Consider the following 15,870-nt stretch of genomic DNA (forward strand, 5'->3'; position numbering starts at 1 on the left):
CCAAAGCGCACTAGGGATCTCGTTGCGACGTGTCATGCCGGCAATGTTGTCGCCGACTCAACAGAATTCAAGGGTTTTGTTAGCCGCTCTTAATTCAGGCGTTAGGCCGACATGAAAGATCACGACCCGGCTGCAGATTCTCTGCCCCCTGACTCATCTCTATCCAGCAAAGATGCCATGTCTTCTGATCGTTTCGACCAAAGCCGCACACTTCCTGCAGAATCGGAAGGCATCGCGCGCCAGCGCATACGCGTCACCTTCCGTATGCTTGGCTCGCTCCTGCTGGGCGGAGTGGCGATCATGGGTTCGGTACTGGTCTTTCGGCAAGGCTTGCTACCACTGATCGATACGGTGTTCCAGCCTGGACCCGCATGGCTCAGCGTGTTCAGACGTGCCGGCATCATCCTTGTGGCCATCGTGGGCTACTGGGCCTATGTTCACTGGCATGAAAGGCGCAAAGCGACCGAGCTGCGGCTGCAGCCGGTTCCCCTGATACTTGGCGGTGTAGGCGGCGCCGCTCTGGTAGCGTTGCCGATCGCCATGCTGTTCGCGTTCGGCGCATACGAACTGGTGCTGTTTCGCGGCGCCTCGCCGGCTCTGCTGGGCGTGGCGGCCTTCATTGGAATTGCGGCCACCCTAGAAGAGCTGGTCCACCGGTGCCTGCTGTTTCGTCTGCTGGAGCGGGCTTGGGGAACAGTGGTGGCATTGGCGGTGCAAGCGGTGCTGTTCGCCCTGCCGCACTTGGAGAACGTCGCGCACGGTGGACCCGGCGATATCGTAGCCATGCTGATTTCGGTGACAGTGCTGGGCCTGCTATGGGGCGGGCTGTTCGTCCTGACGCGCAACCTATGGGTGGCGGCCGCCAATCACGCAGCATGGAACTTCACCATCTTTCTCAGTGGCGTGCCGCTTTCCGGTATCGAGGACTGGCGCGCCGTAGCGCCGCTCGAAAGCCGCTATGCCGGGCCCGACTGGCTGACCGGCGGAATGTTCGGTCCGGAAAGTTCGCTGCTGGTGATCGTGTCAGCCACAGTCGTGGTTGTGCTGTTGCTGCGCGCGGCACGACGGCGTGGCGCCTTCCTCAAGCCGGCGGCCTAACAATGCGTTCAAGGCGACGTGCGTACCGCACGTGCCTTAACTCCGGTGTTAGGCAGCTATGAAAAATTCCGTCTCGCGCTTTCAAGGCAAGTCGTTTGGTTGGGGGTTCATCCTTTTCATCGGTTTGTTTTCGGCGTCCGCTTTCTGGGGCGAGTCGGTGGGCCTTAGCAAATTGGCTGCCGCCGTTCTGTTCGGTGTGAGCGGCTTTATTCCATTCCTCATTCAGGCCTTTACTGGTTGCGCGCTTGATGGCGCGTGGGTAGCCAGATTCAGCCGCAGAGAGCATCCAACCAAGTATTGGCTGTTGCTTGCTCTTTCTGCTGCTATTGGCATCGGCTTCTCATATGACGCGTACAGCACGTACATGGAGGCTGCACATGTCGCGGCTTAACAATTCTTGCGAATCTTCATGGTGGCTTTGAAGAAGACTGGAGATGCGATAAGGCGGCGGCGCACGGATGCGAAAGTAATTTCGCAACCTGCTAATTCATTTCGCACCTGTCCGTTAAATTGCGGTATAGCCGCCTCATAATAAGCGCTTATCTAGACCGTCGGTGGCGCCACACCTATAGATCAAACTTCGAATAAAACGCCATATCCTGCTTGCCCCTAAGGAACCTCTGAACAACTCTTGGCGTTGCGAGCGAACTTGGGATTTCGCTTGATCACGACAATCTCCGTTGCTGAAAATCAATCACTTACGCGTGATGGCTCCAACCTCAGGCGTCGATCAGAAGTCTATCGAGGAGTTGTTCAGAGCTTCCCTAAGCAAAAAGCATTCCATATGCTCCGCGCCCTGCGTCCGAGGTTACTCTTCGCGAGGCGCTGCACCTGCGCCGTGTGGTCGCGCCATCCGGCTCCGCTGACCAGTTAGAATATGCCGACATTAGATCGATGTCACATTTATTATGTTGGAGATATCCATATAGGCTAGACGATTTACCGCATTTTTTGACCGGAAGGGGTTTGACGGTCAACTAAATTCTGACCCGCAGCCAAGCATAGCGCTCATTGGTCAAGATCCCGTCTCAGTTTTAATCATGAAACAGTGCATCAACGCGGCTCTTTCAGTAAAAAAGAAGATCCGTGCCAAACATTTGGTGTTACGGAATGGCTTTCTCCATCTGGGCTGGGAAGGTCTCGCCACAAGCTGTATTTGCGTTACCCAAACTTGATGAATTTTCCATAAGGTGAACAATATGAAGGCAGTGCTTGCACGATCCCATTCCTTGTCGTCACTCGATCACATACGCCAACCTGAATCTGGCGCGGATAACAATTCGGGTTTGGCACCTGACGCGCAGCTTAGCCATAGCGTCTACCGTCAGTCCGAAGACAGCAGGCTGCCAACCACCAAGCCCCCGCAGCGGCGCGGTGTAAGCCTCCGGCCAGCTAGCCCCGAGGCTGCCGGGCAAGGATCCGGCCGTACTGATAACAATGGATTGGAAACCCCACTACTGACCTCGTTAGCGGCTTTTCAAAAACCCGGGCATGTCGGCTCGGTGCGCAGGGAGTCGGGCCGACTTGTTTCTGACAACTCGGTCGTGCACGCGTTGTTATCTTTCGCGCAGGCTGACCAGCCATTCCCGTCACAGGCCGCGAGCATTGAGGGGGTCCGACTAGAGATGGCGTCGCGTCGAGACCCGGAGAAAGCGCTTGAGGAGTTCAAGGACGCATTCACGGTGGAAACGGCGCAACTGATGCCCACCGCCGACTCGTCAGAGCGGACAGCTGAGCAAATCGATGCTGACATTCATATCCCCTTATTGCTTAAGGCGATTGAGCGGGGCTCCGCAGCATTTGGCCCAAGCGCTTTGATCGAGATGGCAGACGGCAGCCAGATCAGCGCGAAAGCGTTCCTCGCCTCGTGTGCACCAGATGTCATGTCCAATGACGATGTCCTGTCGGCGTTCATCAAACAGAAACTCAAAGGGGACGAGGACCTCCAGGTTCGTCTGGGTGCACAGGAATTGCTACATGTGGCGACCAAGAAAGAATTCCAGCTCGGCGGCTTGGCCGGTAGCATTGGCGTCAGCAGCATGCTCGGCTCCGCATGGGAACTCGGCGCTTCGGAACTGTTGAAAAAAGCCATCTTCGGCAAAAATTTCTCGCCCAGTCAGTATGCTCTGCAATTGGCCGGAATCGATTCAGTGCCGCCTTTGATAATCGAGACTATGGACACCATGTGTGTGCTCGCAATCATCAAGGGTATGAAAGGTGAGGACTGGTCAATGCGCGACCTGCTCCCCAAGGCGATGAAAGCCGGTGCCATCTCTTCAGTTGTGTCATTCCCCAATAACGTCTTGCAGTACGCAGGCTTTAAGTCAGGATTAGGTGATCTTGCGGCCAATACGACGACAACCGAAGCGGCCATTTTTGGCGCTGCTTCAGGCATTCCACCCGAAGTCAAGGAAAGCGAAGAGTTGATGCGTGCTGGATTGTTCCAGAGCATTAAGGATGGCGTGATGGCGCATCCCGGCGAGAACATGGGCCCGGAGGAGGCGATTGAGCAGATGACGCGCCATGCGCTCGATATTGCCCCCGGCGAAAGCACCGCTGTCAAGTCTATGGGGCTGGCATCCATTGTCGGGATGATCCCGCTGATCGCCAGCGACAAAGCCACAGGATTGCTCTCGGAAAAGGTGCTACGTATCTTCCGGAGCGCCGTCTTCAATCCGATCGAAGCCATCGCTCTGAACGCGCTGGCGCTTGGCGGACGCGTGCATGTTCCTGGGCTATTCGAATCCGACAATGCTAAGCACGCGCGCGTTGTGCAAACCATTCTGACGCGAGCAAGCGAGCACATGGAAAGCGGAGAACGGGAAATTACCGCAGAAGAGTTGCATCAGATTTTGGTTCCCAGGAGCGAGTTCCTTCGTCATGTAGGAACCGCGATTGTCAAAGGCATGAATGCAAGCTTCGAGGCCCTTCCCGCGCTGGCCCGTAAACTTGGATATGGCGAAACTCCTTTGGCCGAACGTATTCCGTATCAGGACCTGGCTGTGTCTGATACGGCGCACCAACCCGCACCCTGAGCCGTAATCCACGGGATAGCCGGGGTTGCGATCAGTGGTTGGGGGATCATTGGGATACCTCGCTCCGCAGCTTCGAGGGATGCACGGCGCTGGCGAAGTCAGCGCCGTTGCGTACTGCCTAATCCAACAAGAGCGGTAGGGTACCTAGCACAACAACTGCAAATGGTTGTGCTAGGCATCTCAAGGCGTGCTACCAAGTTGTTTGCAACTCGGCCCAACTTGGGTTGACAGCACTTACGCCATCGCTTCGTCGGCATCCAGCGCAACCGCCGGCTGCTGGGCATGATCGAAGCGTTCGCGTGCGGAGCGGATGGCCGCATGATTCTCGCCTGCCCAGTTGAGCAGCTCCGAGATCGGGCCGAGCAGCGCCACGCCGAGCTTGGACAAGGCATATTCCACGCTGGGCGGCTTGGTCGCGTAGACCTTGCGGGTGATCATGCCGTTGCGCTCGAGGTTGCGCAGGGTCTGGGTCAGCATGCGCTTGGAGATGTCCGGCACGGCGCGCTGGATGGCGCTGAAGCGGGAGGGGCCGGGGATCAGCGTCAGCAGGATCAGCATGGTCCATTTGTCGCCGATCTGATCGAGCACATCGCGCACCGGGCACTTGGTGGCGTCGAACGGTATGCCTTGCAGGGACGGCGGCGGCGGAAACAGAGCAATCGCGTTCACTGGGATATCTCACGGTAACCAGGGGGTGGAAAGCTGCCTCCTTGCGGAGGTTCGAACGGCCCTGACAATAGGTGCGCGGACCAAGAGTCTAGATAGTAGACCACGCCTCTTATCAATACCTACTGGAGTTCACCATGGCACACCCCTCCCCCCTGATCCTCGTCACCGGCGCCAGCGGGCAGCTGGGCGCATTGGTGGTCGACGCACTGCTGGCGCGTGTCCCGGCCGCTCGGATCGTAGCAACGGCCCGCGATACTGCGTCACTCGCGCAGTTCGCAAAACGCGACATCACCGTGCGCCGCGCCGACTACGCCGACCCGCAGAGCCTAGATCAGGCCTTCGCGGGCGTGGGCCGGGTGCTGCTGGTGTCGTCCAATGCGGTGGGCGAACGCGTGCCGCAGCACCGCAACGTGATCGAGGCCGCCAAGCGGGCCGGCGTGGAGTTGCTGGCCTATACGAGCGTGCTGCATGCCGCTACCAGCACGCTCTCGCTGGCACCCGAGCATGTGGCCACCGAGGCGCTGCTGCGCGAAAGCGGCGTGCCGCACGTGCTGCTGCGCAATGGCTGGTACACCGAGAACTACACCGGCTCGATCGCGGCCGAGGTGGCGCATGGCGCGGTGATCGGCAGCGCCGGCGAGGGCAGGATCAGTGCGGCCACGCGCGCCGACTATGCCGAGGCCGCCGCAGCGGTGCTGGCCGCCGACACGCCGCAGGCCGGCAAGATCTACGAGCTGGCCGGCGATACCGCCTTCACGATGGCCGAGTATGCCGCCGAGGTGGCGCAGCAGTCGGGCAAGCCGGTGGCCTATCACGATCTGCCCGAAGCCGACTACGCGGCGGCGTTGGTGCAGATCGGTCTGCCGGCCGCATTCGCACAGGTGCTGGCGCAGTGCTCGGCATCCTCGCGCGGCGGCAGCCTGTTCGACGACAGCCACACGCTGAGCCAGCTGATCGGCCGCCCGACCACCCCGCTGCGCGATGCGGTGGCGGCGGCATTGCAGGCGACGCCGGCCGGCTGAGCCGGGCCGTGGCACGGTGCTGCGCGACACCGTGCAGCCGCGCCGGCCCGGCGCTACGCCACGCGGTGCGTGATCCGGCAAAGGCGGGCGATGCCCGCCTTTGCCATGTTGTTGAGTCATCGTCCCTTGCCACGCGTTGGCGACGACGACAGCACGCCATGGCCGTGCACAGCACGCGCTTCGGCCTTTGCGTCGGCAGCTGCTCCTGGCGGCACCATCTGCTCATGGCACCGCGGGCCGCCGGCCGGCGGCAGCAACCAAAGCGTCACATCGGTGCCCCGTGCGAACGCCGCGCGCCGATGGGCCTGCCTTCTGCGCGTCGCACAACTGACACGCGCCAGACACGCAGCTGACATAGCGCTGCGCTGTGCCGGGCCGCCGATGTCACCAAACTGACATCAAATCTAAATATAACTGCACGCATTGCCGCACCGTCAGGACGACCGGGCGCCTGGTGGGCGTGCCGGCGCCGTGTTCGCCGCCCGCCGGGCAGCGCAGGCCTGACGCTGCCGCCGACCCGTTTCCCTTGCACGAGCCGGACCAAATGAAAAAACGCAATCTCGCCACCGTCCTGTGCGCCCTCAGCACGACCGCCAGCGGCAGCACGCTGGCCGCCGAGCTGGAGCTGTACGTGGACCGCAAGACCAAGCAGATCTTCGCCGAGCCGGCCCCGGGGCGCGACAAGCTGGGCAAGTTCGTGCAGGTGGACGAGAACGGCAAGCTGCCGGCGTCGGCGATGCCGGCTGCACCGGCACTGCCGCCCGCCCCTGCGGCGGCGGCGCCTGCCGACACTGCCATCGCCCAGGCCGCACCTGCACCCGTCCCGGCTGCGGCAACGGCCAAGGCTGGCGAGGCCGGCAAGAAGTGGTACGACAAGCTGAGCCTGCGTGGCTACACGCAGATCCGCTACAACCAGGGCATCGGTGGCGACGCGCAGGATCTGCGCGCACCCGGCGACCGCTTTATCGGCAACGACCAGAGCCTGGGCATCCGGCGTGCGCGCCTGGTGCTGAGCGGCGATCTCAACGAGCACGTGTCGCTGTACTTCCAGCCGGACTTTGCGAGCACGCCGACCGGTTCGACCACCTCCAACTTCGCGCAGTTGCGCGATGCGTATGCCGACATCTACTTCGACAAGAAGCGCGAGTACCGCGTGCGCGTGGGCCAGTCGAAGATGCCGTACGGCTGGGAGAACCTGCAATCCAGCCAGAACCGTCTCACCCTGGACCGCGCCGACGCGCTCAACTCCGGCCTGCGCGACGAACGCGATATCGGTGCGGTGTTCTACTACAGCCCCACCGTGGCCAAGGGCCGCTTCCAGGACCTGGTCAAGTCGGGCTTGAAGGGCTCGGGCGACTACGGCGTGATCGGCGCCGGCGTGTACAACGGCCAGGGCGCCAACCGCGCCGAGCGCAACGACAGCATGCATGCGGTGGTGCACGCCACCTACCCGTTCAAGTTCGCCAACGGCCAGTACCTGGAAGTGGGTGCCGATGCCTACAGCGGCCGCTTCGTGCCGACCGCGGCGGCAGTCAACATCGGTGGCCGCAGCTTCACCCCGGCCATCACCGACCCGAACGGCTACACCGACCAACGCGTGGCCGCGCACATCATCTACTACCCGCAGCCGTTCGGCCTGCAGGCCGAGTGGACGGTGGGCCGCGGCCCGGAGCTGGATGTCGCACAGCGGCGCATCCGCACCCGCTCGCTGAGCGGCGGTTACGTGCAGGCGATGTACAAGCACGATGGCAGCTACGGCACCTTGCTGCCGTACCTGAAGTGGCAGACCTACCGCGGCGGCTCCAAGTTCGACACCAATGCGCCGCGCATGCGCCTGGACGAAGTGGAAGCCGGCGTCGAGTGGCAGCCGATGGATGCGCTGGAACTGGTGTTCGCCTATTCGAAGATGAAGCGCACCGACGTCACCACCGCGCCGTATCCGGTGGTGGAAGGCGACTTGCTGCGGCTGCAGTTGCAGGTCAATTACTGAGCCCTGCACCGTGATGGACGACCAGCAAGCCCCGCATGCGGGGCTTGCTGGTTGGTGCGTCGCGAGCCGTGGTGGCCACTTGCGACGGCAGGATGGCGCTAGCCGCCGCCCTGTTGCTTCGGCTGCCGATCAAACGCCAGCACCGGCGCGCTAGCGGGCCGCCAGTTCTGCGCGAATGATGTCTGCGCCTGCGCTGAGTGCCTTGAGCTTGCCTCTTGCAACGTCCCGGGCCAGAGGCGCCATCCCGCAGTTGGTGGACGGGTAGAGCTTGTCGGCATCGACGAAGCACAGCGCCTTGCGCAGCGTAGCGGCCACTTCCTCCGGCGTTTCGATCGTAGTGCTTGCCACGTCGATGGCTCCGACCATCACCTTCTTGCCGCGCACCAGTTCGATCAGGTCGATCGGCACGTGCGAGTTCTGGCACTCCAGCGAGATGATGTCGAGCGTGGATGTCTGCAGCTTGGGAAACGACTCTTCGTACTGACGCCACTCCGACCCCAGGGTCTGCTTCCAGTCGGTATTGGCCTTGATGCCGTAGCCGTAGCAGATGTGGACGGCGGTTTCGCAGGTGAGCCCTTCGACCGCACGCTCGAGGGTGGCAACACCCCAGTCGTTGACCTCGTCGAAGAAGACATTGAAGGCCGGCTCGTCGAACTGGATGATGTCCACGCCGGCCGCTTCAAGCTCCCTGGCTTCCTGGTTGAGGATGACGGCAAATTCCCACGCCAGCTTTTCGCGGCTTTTGTAGTGCGCGTCAAAGAGGGTGTCGATCATCGTCATGGGGCCAGGCAGCGCCCATTTGATCGGCTGACGGGTCTGCTGGCGCAGGAACCTGGCATCGTCCACGAACACCGGCCTGGGGCGGCTCACCGCGCCAACGACGGTGGGGACGCTGGCGTCATAGCGATTGCGGATCCTGACGGTTTCGCGCTTCTCGAAATCGACGCCGCTGAGGTGTTCGATGAAGGTGGTGACGAAATGCTGGCGGGTCTGCTCGCCGTCACTGACGATATCGATGCCGGCGTGCTGCTGTTCCTGCAGCGACAGGCGCAATGCATCGTGCTTGCCTTCGATCAGTTCGGCGTCCTGCAGTTTCCAGGGAGACCAGAGTTTCTCCGGCTGTGCGAGCCAGGACGGCTTGGGCAGGCTGCCGGCGGTGGAGGTAGGGAGCAGCTTTTTCATGATGAGTGGTGTCTTGCGTTCTTGTTGATCAGACAGCGTGGTGGGAGACCCACTGCGCGAGAATCTTGCCGTAGGGCCTGATGAAGTGCTCCTCGGTGAATTTGCCCTGCGTCACCGCGAGCTGGCTGCGCTCTTCCCGGTCGTAGACGATCTGGGTAGAGGAATAATCCTGGTGCTTCAGGCTCGGCTGGTAGACGGCCCCCGCCGCGGAATTGGCGTTGTAGATTTCCGGGCGGTAAATCTTCTGAAACGTCTCCATGGTGCTGATGGTGCCGATCAGCTCCAGGTTGGTGTAGTCGTTGAGCAGGTCGCCGAAGAAGTAAAAAGCCAACGGGGCGACGCTGTTGGGAGGCATGAAATAACGCACCTGCAGGCCCATCTTCTCGAAGTAGCGATCGGTCAGGGAAAATTCGTCCTGCCTGTATTCGATGCCCAGGACGGGGTGCCGGTTGCCGGTTCGGTGATAGACCCTGCTGCTGGAGACGCTGATGCAGATGACCGGCGGCTTGGCGAAGCGCGCCGTATAGGCGTCCGAGTCCACGAAGTGCTTGAACAACTTTCCGTGCAGGCTGCCGAAATCGTTCGGGACACTGAAGCCGGATGCATCCTGATTGTGCGCCGGCAACAGCACGCTGAAATCGTAGTCGCGCACGTAGGAGGAAAAATTATTCCCTGCAATGCCATCGATGCGCGCGCCGCTCGTCTTGTCGAGGATGCTGGGCTTCAATATCTCGATCAACGGGAATGCATCGCCGCTTTCGGTCTCGCCGATGTTCATCTCGACAGAGATGATGTCCAGTTCCACCGCATAGCGGTCGCGGGTGGGGTTGTCCCAATGCGCCAGGTCGTTGCAGCGGTTGTCGATCATCGCAAGCGTGTTGCGCAGGTTTTCCTGCCGACGCTGGCCCCTGGCCAGGTTGGCAAAGTTCGTCGTGTTGCGCGTATTGGCCGCGGGACGGTAGTCCTGGTCGAACCGCTGACGTTTGATGCTGAAGGTGAATTCTTGAGTCATTGCAAGCTGACGCCTTGTTTCCGAAATTGAATACGAGCGCAGGTCTCGGCGCAGGGGTGGATCCCTGCTGGATGGATGCCGGAACTCCGGATCGGTGGGCAATCGCCAACGAGTCCCGTGGCCGGCGAAGGGTGTGGTGGCCCGCCGGGCAACCGTGGCTGGATGGCCTCAGGCCGCGGCCACGTTTTCTGCGGCGATGGCACCTGCCTGCCGCGTCAATGCGATCAGCGGCAATGCCCGCTGCACCGCCAGCCTGGCCCGCTCGGCCAGGGCCTCGTTGTGCACGCGGTAGTCCAGGAAGTCGCGGTCGGTGGCGTAAACGCCCAGCGGCAAGGTGCGCGCCTGGAAGAAGCTGAAAAGTGGCCGCAGCTGGTGGTCGATCACCAGCGCATGGCGCTCGCTGCCGCCGGTCGCCGCCAACAGCACCGGGGTGTCGATCAAGGCATCCTGGTGGATGAAGTCGAAGAAGTGCTTGAACAGCCCGGTGTAGGAGCCGCGATAGACCGGCGTGGTCACCACCACCATGTCGGCCTGCTCCACGGCGGCAAGTTCCTGCTCCACCGTTGCCGGCAGCTGCGAGCGCCACACCGCACCGGCGAACTGCGGCGCCAACGCCCCGAGTTCGATCAGGTGTTGCTCGCACGGCACCGCAGCGGCAATCAACGCCAGCAGGTGCTCGGCCAGGGCGGCGGCCTTGGAGGGGCGCTGCAGCCCGCCGGAGACCGCGACGACGCGGAGGGGACGTGGCACGTTGACAGTCATGCGGGTTGACCTGAAACGACGAACCCCGATGCTAGGGCTCGCATTCAATGAAGTAAAATGGTGTTATTTCAACAATCCATGAATTCTGATCATCTGAATGCTTGAGCGCATCCATCTCACCATCGTCCAGCAGGTCGAGCAGCAAGGCTCGCTGACCGCCGCCGCCGGCGTGCTGAACCTGACCCAGTCGGCGCTGAGCCACAGCATGAAGAAGCTGGAGCAACAGCTGGGCACCGACGTGTGGCTGCGCGAGGGACGCAACCTGCGCCTGACCCAGGCCGGCCAGTACCTGCTGGCGGTGGCGAACCGGGTACTGCCGCAACTGGATCTGGCCGAGGAGCGCCTGGGCCAGTTCGCACAGGGCGAACGCGGCGCGCTGCGCATCGGCATGGAATGCCATCCCTGCTACCAGTGGCTGCTCAAGCTGGTGGCGCCCTATCTGGCCACTTGGCCGGATGTGGATGTGGACGTCAAGCAGAAGTTCCAGTTCGGCGGTATCGGCGCGCTGTTCGGCTACGAGATCGATCTGCTGGTCACGCCCGACCCGCTGTACAAGCCCGGGCTGCGGTTCGAGCCGGTGTTCGACTACGAGCAGGTGCTGGTCGTGGCCAAGGGCCATGCGCTGGCGTCGGCGGCCTACGTCAAGCCCCAGCAACTGACGCGGGAAGTGCTCATCAGCTATCCGGTGGATCTCGAACGCCTGGACATCTACAGCCAGTTCCTGCTGCCGGCCGGTGTCACGCCCAGGCGCCACAAGGCCATCGAAACCACCGACATCATGATGCAGATGGTGGCCAGTGGCCGCGGCGTGGCCGCCATGCCACGCTGGCTGGTGGAGGAATACGCCGCCAGGATGGACGTGGTGCCAGTGCGGCTGGGTGCGCGCGGCATTCCGAAGCAGATCTTCCTGGGCGCACGCGAGGCAGATATCGCCGTCGACTACCTGCGCGCCTTCATCGAACTGGCCCGCCAACCTGCCGATGGCACCACGACATCCGGAGCCCACTGATGGATACCACCGCAACCCGCACGCCACTCCCCCTGCCTGCCGGCCACGACAAGGTGTTGCTGCATTCCTGCTGCGCGCCATGCTCCGGCGAGGTGATGGAGGCCATGCTGGCGTCCGGCGTCGACTACACCATCTTCTTCTACAACCCCAACATTCATCCGCGCAAGGAATACGAGCTGCGCAAGGACGAGAACATCCGCTTTGCCGAGCAGTGCGGCGTGCCCTTCGTCGATGCCGACTACGATCGGGACAACTGGTTCGAGCGGGCCCGCGGGATGGAGAACGAACCCGAGCGCGGCGTGCGTTGCACCATGTGCTTCGACATGCGCTTTGAACGCACCGCGCTGTATGCGCACGAGCACGGCTTCCCGGTGATCACCAGCTCGCTGGGCATCTCGCGCTGGAAGAACATGCAGCAGATCAACGACTGCGGCGTACGCGCTGCGGCCAGGTATCCGGGCCTGGTGTACTGGGAATACAACTGGCGCAAGGGCGGCGGTTCCTCGCGCATGGTCGAGATCAGCAAGCGCGAGAACTTCTACCAGCAGGAATACTGCGGCTGCGTCTACTCGCTGCGCGACACCAATCGGCACCGCGTGGAAAGCGGGCGCAATCGCATACAACTGGGTATGAAATTCTACGGCGATGCGGAACAGGACGATTGAGTGCCCGCGGGTCATGGGGCGCGGCCGGGATTTCGATGTGCTCTTGGCTCCTGCCCGCTCGATCGGGGCTGACGCAGCGGCGCAGCCAATCACCACGACAGGACGGCAACACCCTTGATCGATCCGGACACGCCCAGCCTCGCCAGCCCCATCACCGAGGCCTATTCGCTGGAGATCAGCGCAAAGCACATTGCCGGGCTGGCTGCAGCGGCGCCCCGGATCACGCATGGCGCAACCATTGCCATCCCCTACCTGCCCAACCAGGACGACGACGCGCGGCTGGCCGCGGCACGGGTGGTGCGCACACTCGGCTTTCAGCCGATGCCGCATCTGTCCGCGCGCCGCATCGCCTCGCGCGAGCAGCTCCACGCCTTCGTCAGCCGCGCCGTCGAGGAAGCCGGCATCGAGCGCTGCCTGGTGATTGCGGGCGATCCGCCTGCTCCGCTCGGGCCGTTTGCGGACAGCTTGTCGCTGCTCGATACCGGGATCTTTGAGCGCTCCGGCATCCGGACCATCGCCGTGGCGGGGCATCCGGAAGGACATCCGAGCATGCCTGCAACCGATCGATGGGAGGTGCTGCAACGCAAGTGTCGCAGCATCGCCGAGCGCGGCATGGCGCCGCTGATCGTCACCCAGTTCGCGTTCGATGCCGACATCGTGCTGACGTGGTTGCAGGCGCTGCGCGCGCACGGCATTGCACATCCCGTGCGCGTGGGCGTACCCGGTCCTGCCGGCGTGGCAGTGCTCGCACGCTATGCCGCCAGCTGCGGTGTCGGCGCATGCGCATCGATGCTGTCCAAATACGGCATCTCGCTCGGCAAGCTGTTGGGCACCGCAGGGCCGGATCGTTTTGTCGATCGGCTGGCCAGTGGCCTGACTGATGCGCACGGTGAGGTCCACATGCACTTCTATCCCTTCGGCGGCATCGCACAGACTGTCGCGTGGGTGGAGCAATACCGCTCCCGCTCCGCGCGGGTTCAGGCGGACTGAGGCGCGCCGAATTCGGCGTTGCAGATCGACCGCAGACCTCTGATGTTCATCAGGCAATGCGCCGTGGAACTCGGCATCTCCACGACCTCGATCACACTCTGTACTTTTTAGTTCTGGTGGGTTGTTTGCTGCGCGTGAGGTGCTGCGGCGCACAGCAGACCTGTCACACATGCGGGGTATAACCATCGGCGAATCGCGGCGAGGGGGCGCTGCATCCGATGCCGTTGCCATGCGCGGCGGCATCGCTTCTGCAACGTTCAAGGAGAGATGTCGCCATGCCGAAGCCGTCGCTGTTGTCCTTGCTGTGCGCCCTGTCGCTGGTCTCCATGCCGCTTGCCGCGGCCGAGCTGCAGCCCAAACAACTGGCTGGCCCACCGGAGGAGTTCGCGCAGATGCGCGCGCCTGATCCGGCCGAGTCGGCGATCCTGTCCAAGAGCGCCTTGCTGCCGGTGGAATTGACGCCGGCCGGCACCTCCGCACGTTGGCAAGGCACCTTGCCGGTGGAAAACGGCCATCTGCGTTTCATGGTGCTGGCCGGCGACCAGCCGTGGGAGGCGGCAGTGACTGCACCACCCACGGCCGGCGCGCGCGCGGCGGCCGTTGCACCGCAACTGCAGACACAACGCACATTGCTGGGCAGTGCCGAGAGCGGCAGCAGCGGCATGCGTTACGCGGTGGAGTCCGCGCAGAACGGCAACTGGGCGCTGACGCTGCAATCGGCGGCACCGGTGGCGCAACGCGGGTATGTGCTGATGGAAGGCGATGCGCGCACGCAGCTGGCTTCGTACCCGCGCCATCGTCGGCAGTAGGTCGGCCAGTCGCTGACGCTCAACGCCTTGCTCAGCGGCAACGATGCAGGCGGCGCGAGCTTGCTTGCTGCACAGGCGGGGCAGATCGAGACAGCGAGCCTGCGTGTGATCGACCCGCAAGGCGGCATCCGCACGCTGCCGATGGCCGATGACGGACAGCACGACGATGGCGCTGCCGGCGATGGCGTGTATGGCGGCACGTTCCAACCGACAGCCGAAGGCACCTGGATCGCACAGGTGATCGTGCGCGGTCGCGACTAGGCCGGGCAGCCGTTCGTGCGCACCAGCGAGCATGTGTTGCCGGTGCTGGATACTTCCCTGCGTCTGCTCGGCAACGCGCTCAGCGCACGCGCTGCCGACGGCACCCCGGCTCAGCATTGCCTTGCCGGTCGCCGCACGCGGCAAGGCACCATCGCACTACCGCGTGCTTGGCCAGGTCTGGGGCACCGATGCCACGGGCAAGGACGTGCCGGTGGCATGGATCGGCGGCATGCTGACGCCGCAGCAAGGCCAGCTACCGTTGAGCCTGGACGAACGCTGGGTCGCGCGTGCCGGCGCGCGTGCGCCGTTTACGCTACGCGGGCTGCGCATCGAAGACCCGGATCATTACATCCCGCTGGTACAGGCCGACACGCTGCCGTTGCAGCTGCCCGCGTTGCGCCGCACCAGCATCGCGCGCTCCGCCACTGCGGTCGACGAGAGCATGCGCATGGGGCCGCGTCCGACGACGCTGGCCCGTGCCAGTGCGATGGCGCAACCGCAAGCCACGGGGTCGCAACTGGTGCTGGTGCACGGGTATTGCTCCAACGGCGTGTGGCCGCAGGCGCAGTTCACCAATGCGTCCTCGTTCCTTGATGCCAAACAGAACCGCAGCAACGACCAGTTCGCACAGCGGCTGGCGCAGTTCGCCAGTCAGTGGTCCTCGTTCGCGACGGTGGCGCACAGCCAGGGCGGCATGGCCGCGCTGCGTCTGTATACCTACTACTGGAGCGGGCTGGATAACGTCACAGGGGGGCGGGTGATGCAGTCGGTCGGCACGCCGTACCAGGGCACCAATCTATCCGGCATTCTGGCAGCGGTGGGCTCGTGGTTCGGCGTGGGTTGCGGCACCAATACCGACCTGACCTACGACGGCGCCAAGGCCTGGCTGCCCGGTATTCCGGCCGATGCGCGCGCCAAGGTCAACTACTACACCACCTCGTTCGCCAAGACCAACTGGTACACCAACGACTACTGCAACGCGGCCTCGGACCTGGTGCTGAACGACCCGGAAGATGGCACCGTGGAGCAGGTCAACGCGCAGCTGCCGGGCGGCGTCAATCGCGGCCACACCACCGGGCAATGCCACACCACCGGCATGCGCGACCCGGCGCAGATCTGGATGCCAGCCGCAATGCAGTGATGAACGCCAACGCGGCGAGATAATTGCGAGATGATGTGCGATGCGATGGTCGGCGCCTACGCGCCGGCCATCTTCTTTCACGATCTGCAACGCGCTTCAGCCGGTTTTCTCAAGCATGGGACGCAAGGGGTCTCTGTTCCGGAAGGGCGATGGTGACTGTGCCGCAGGCGCTCCCTGGCTATCGAACTCCCCGCTAAGGCGAAACAGTCTTCTCGCGGCCCCGGG

12 protein-coding genes and 1 pseudogene are annotated in these 15,870 nt (G+C 63.0%); 9 read left to right on the plus strand and 4 right to left on the minus strand.

What is annotated here, in order from left to right; all coding sequences use genetic code 11:
• Positions 1 to 177: 177 nt before the first annotated feature.
• From XarbCFBP7408_RS10875 to xopB, 3 genes are all read left to right on the plus strand, one after another.
• Complete coding sequence (locus tag XarbCFBP7408_RS10875; protein WP_181107056.1) at positions 178 to 1,098, plus strand: type II CAAX endopeptidase family protein; 921 nt, start codon at positions 178 to 180, stop codon at positions 1,096 to 1,098.
• Between the two features lie 58 nt (positions 1,099 to 1,156).
• Positions 1,157 to 1,489 carry a hypothetical protein gene (locus XarbCFBP7408_RS10880; RefSeq protein ID WP_024938819.1) on the plus strand — a complete coding sequence of 111 codons (333 nt, stop codon included), beginning with the start codon at positions 1,157 to 1,159 and terminating at the stop codon, positions 1,487 to 1,489.
• A gap of 808 nt (positions 1,490 to 2,297) precedes the next feature.
• A complete protein-coding gene (xopB, locus tag XarbCFBP7408_RS10890; protein WP_258072108.1) occupies positions 2,298 to 4,133 on the plus strand; it encodes a XopB/HopD1 family type III secretion system effector in 1,836 nt (611 codons plus the stop codon).
• A 234-nt stretch (positions 4,134 to 4,367) separates the two neighbouring features.
• On the opposite strand, the gene XarbCFBP7408_RS10895 is transcribed toward xopB, so the two are convergent.
• Positions 4,368 to 4,802 (minus strand): winged helix-turn-helix transcriptional regulator, encoded by a 435-nt coding sequence (locus tag XarbCFBP7408_RS10895; RefSeq protein ID WP_104562965.1) that lies wholly within the window; start codon positions 4,800 to 4,802, stop codon positions 4,368 to 4,370.
• 134 nt (positions 4,803 to 4,936) lie between these two features.
• On the opposite strand from XarbCFBP7408_RS10895, the gene XarbCFBP7408_RS10900 reads away from it, so the two are divergent.
• Together XarbCFBP7408_RS10900 and XarbCFBP7408_RS10905 are read left to right on the plus strand one after the other, a co-directional pair.
• The gene (locus XarbCFBP7408_RS10900) at positions 4,937 to 5,824 is read left to right on the plus strand and encodes an SDR family oxidoreductase (RefSeq protein WP_104562966.1); all 888 of its coding nucleotides are present in this window, start codon (positions 4,937 to 4,939) and stop codon (positions 5,822 to 5,824) included.
• 544 nt (positions 5,825 to 6,368) lie between these two features.
• Positions 6,369 to 7,814, plus strand: coding sequence for an OprO/OprP family phosphate-selective porin (locus XarbCFBP7408_RS10905; RefSeq protein ID WP_104562967.1), 1,446 nt, complete (start codon positions 6,369 to 6,371; stop codon positions 7,812 to 7,814).
• A gap of 150 nt (positions 7,815 to 7,964) precedes the next feature.
• Here XarbCFBP7408_RS10905 and XarbCFBP7408_RS10910 read toward each other — a convergent pair whose 3' ends face one another.
• From XarbCFBP7408_RS10910 to msuE, 3 genes are all read right to left on the minus strand, one after another.
• Positions 7,965 to 8,996 (minus strand): methionine synthase, encoded by a 1,032-nt coding sequence (locus tag XarbCFBP7408_RS10910; RefSeq protein WP_104562968.1) that lies wholly within the window; start codon positions 8,994 to 8,996, stop codon positions 7,965 to 7,967.
• A gap of 28 nt (positions 8,997 to 9,024) precedes the next feature.
• Positions 9,025 to 10,008 (minus strand): DUF1852 domain-containing protein, encoded by a 984-nt coding sequence (locus XarbCFBP7408_RS10915; RefSeq protein WP_104562969.1) that lies wholly within the window; start codon positions 10,006 to 10,008, stop codon positions 9,025 to 9,027.
• A 168-nt stretch (positions 10,009 to 10,176) separates the two neighbouring features.
• The gene (gene msuE, locus XarbCFBP7408_RS10920; RefSeq protein ID WP_181107058.1) at positions 10,177 to 10,770 is read right to left on the minus strand and encodes an FMN reductase; all 594 of its coding nucleotides are present in this window, start codon (positions 10,768 to 10,770) and stop codon (positions 10,177 to 10,179) included.
• Positions 10,771 to 10,867: 97 nt separating this feature from the next.
• Here msuE and XarbCFBP7408_RS10925 point away from each other — a divergent pair, with 97 nt between their 5' ends.
• From XarbCFBP7408_RS10925 to XarbCFBP7408_RS10940, 4 genes and pseudogenes are all read left to right on the plus strand, one after another.
• Complete coding sequence (locus XarbCFBP7408_RS10925) at positions 10,868 to 11,779, plus strand: LysR family transcriptional regulator (RefSeq protein WP_104562970.1); 912 nt, start codon at positions 10,868 to 10,870, stop codon at positions 11,777 to 11,779.
• Positions 11,779 to 12,444, plus strand: coding sequence for an epoxyqueuosine reductase QueH (locus tag XarbCFBP7408_RS10930; RefSeq protein WP_104562971.1), 666 nt, complete (start codon positions 11,779 to 11,781; stop codon positions 12,442 to 12,444). Before XarbCFBP7408_RS10925 ends, XarbCFBP7408_RS10930 begins: the two co-directional genes overlap by 1 nt.
• 114 nt (positions 12,445 to 12,558) lie before the next feature.
• Positions 12,559 to 13,434: a methylenetetrahydrofolate reductase gene (locus tag XarbCFBP7408_RS10935; RefSeq protein ID WP_429001417.1), complete on the plus strand. Its 876-nt coding sequence runs from the start codon at positions 12,559 to 12,561 to the stop codon at positions 13,432 to 13,434.
• A gap of 275 nt (positions 13,435 to 13,709) precedes the next feature.
• Positions 13,710 to 15,668 (plus strand): annotated as a pseudogene (locus XarbCFBP7408_RS10940) (choice-of-anchor X domain-containing protein).
• Positions 15,669 to 15,870 lie beyond the last annotated feature (202 nt).

Source organism: Xanthomonas arboricola pv. guizotiae (assembly GCF_002940205.1).
GTDB lineage: Bacteria > Pseudomonadota > Gammaproteobacteria > Xanthomonadales > Xanthomonadaceae > Xanthomonas > Xanthomonas arboricola_C.

Excerpts from the sequence above, each read along its gene's own strand:
- XarbCFBP7408_RS10875 (WP_181107056.1), top strand. The coding sequence starts at position 178 with ATGTCTTCTGATCGTTTCGACCAAAGCCGCACACTTCCTGCAGAATCG.
- XarbCFBP7408_RS10880 (WP_024938819.1), top strand. The coding sequence starts at position 1,157 with ATGAAAAATTCCGTCTCGCGCTTTCAAGGCAAGTCGTTTGGTTGGGGG.
- xopB (WP_258072108.1), top strand. The coding sequence starts at position 2,298 with ATGAAGGCAGTGCTTGCACGATCCCATTCCTTGTCGTCACTCGATCAC.
- XarbCFBP7408_RS10900 (WP_104562966.1), top strand. The coding sequence starts at position 4,937 with ATGGCACACCCCTCCCCCCTGATCCTCGTCACCGGCGCCAGCGGGCAG.
- XarbCFBP7408_RS10905 (WP_104562967.1), top strand. The coding sequence starts at position 6,369 with ATGAAAAAACGCAATCTCGCCACCGTCCTGTGCGCCCTCAGCACGACC.
- XarbCFBP7408_RS10910 (WP_104562968.1), bottom strand. The coding sequence starts at position 8,996 with ATGAAAAAGCTGCTCCCTACCTCCACCGCCGGCAGCCTGCCCAAGCCG.
- XarbCFBP7408_RS10915 (WP_104562969.1), bottom strand. The coding sequence starts at position 10,008 with ATGACTCAAGAATTCACCTTCAGCATCAAACGTCAGCGGTTCGACCAG.
- msuE (WP_181107058.1), bottom strand. The coding sequence starts at position 10,770 with ATGACTGTCAACGTGCCACGTCCCCTCCGCGTCGTCGCGGTCTCCGGC.
- XarbCFBP7408_RS10925 (WP_104562970.1), top strand. The coding sequence starts at position 10,868 with ATGCTTGAGCGCATCCATCTCACCATCGTCCAGCAGGTCGAGCAGCAA.
- XarbCFBP7408_RS10930 (WP_104562971.1), top strand. The coding sequence starts at position 11,779 with ATGGATACCACCGCAACCCGCACGCCACTCCCCCTGCCTGCCGGCCAC.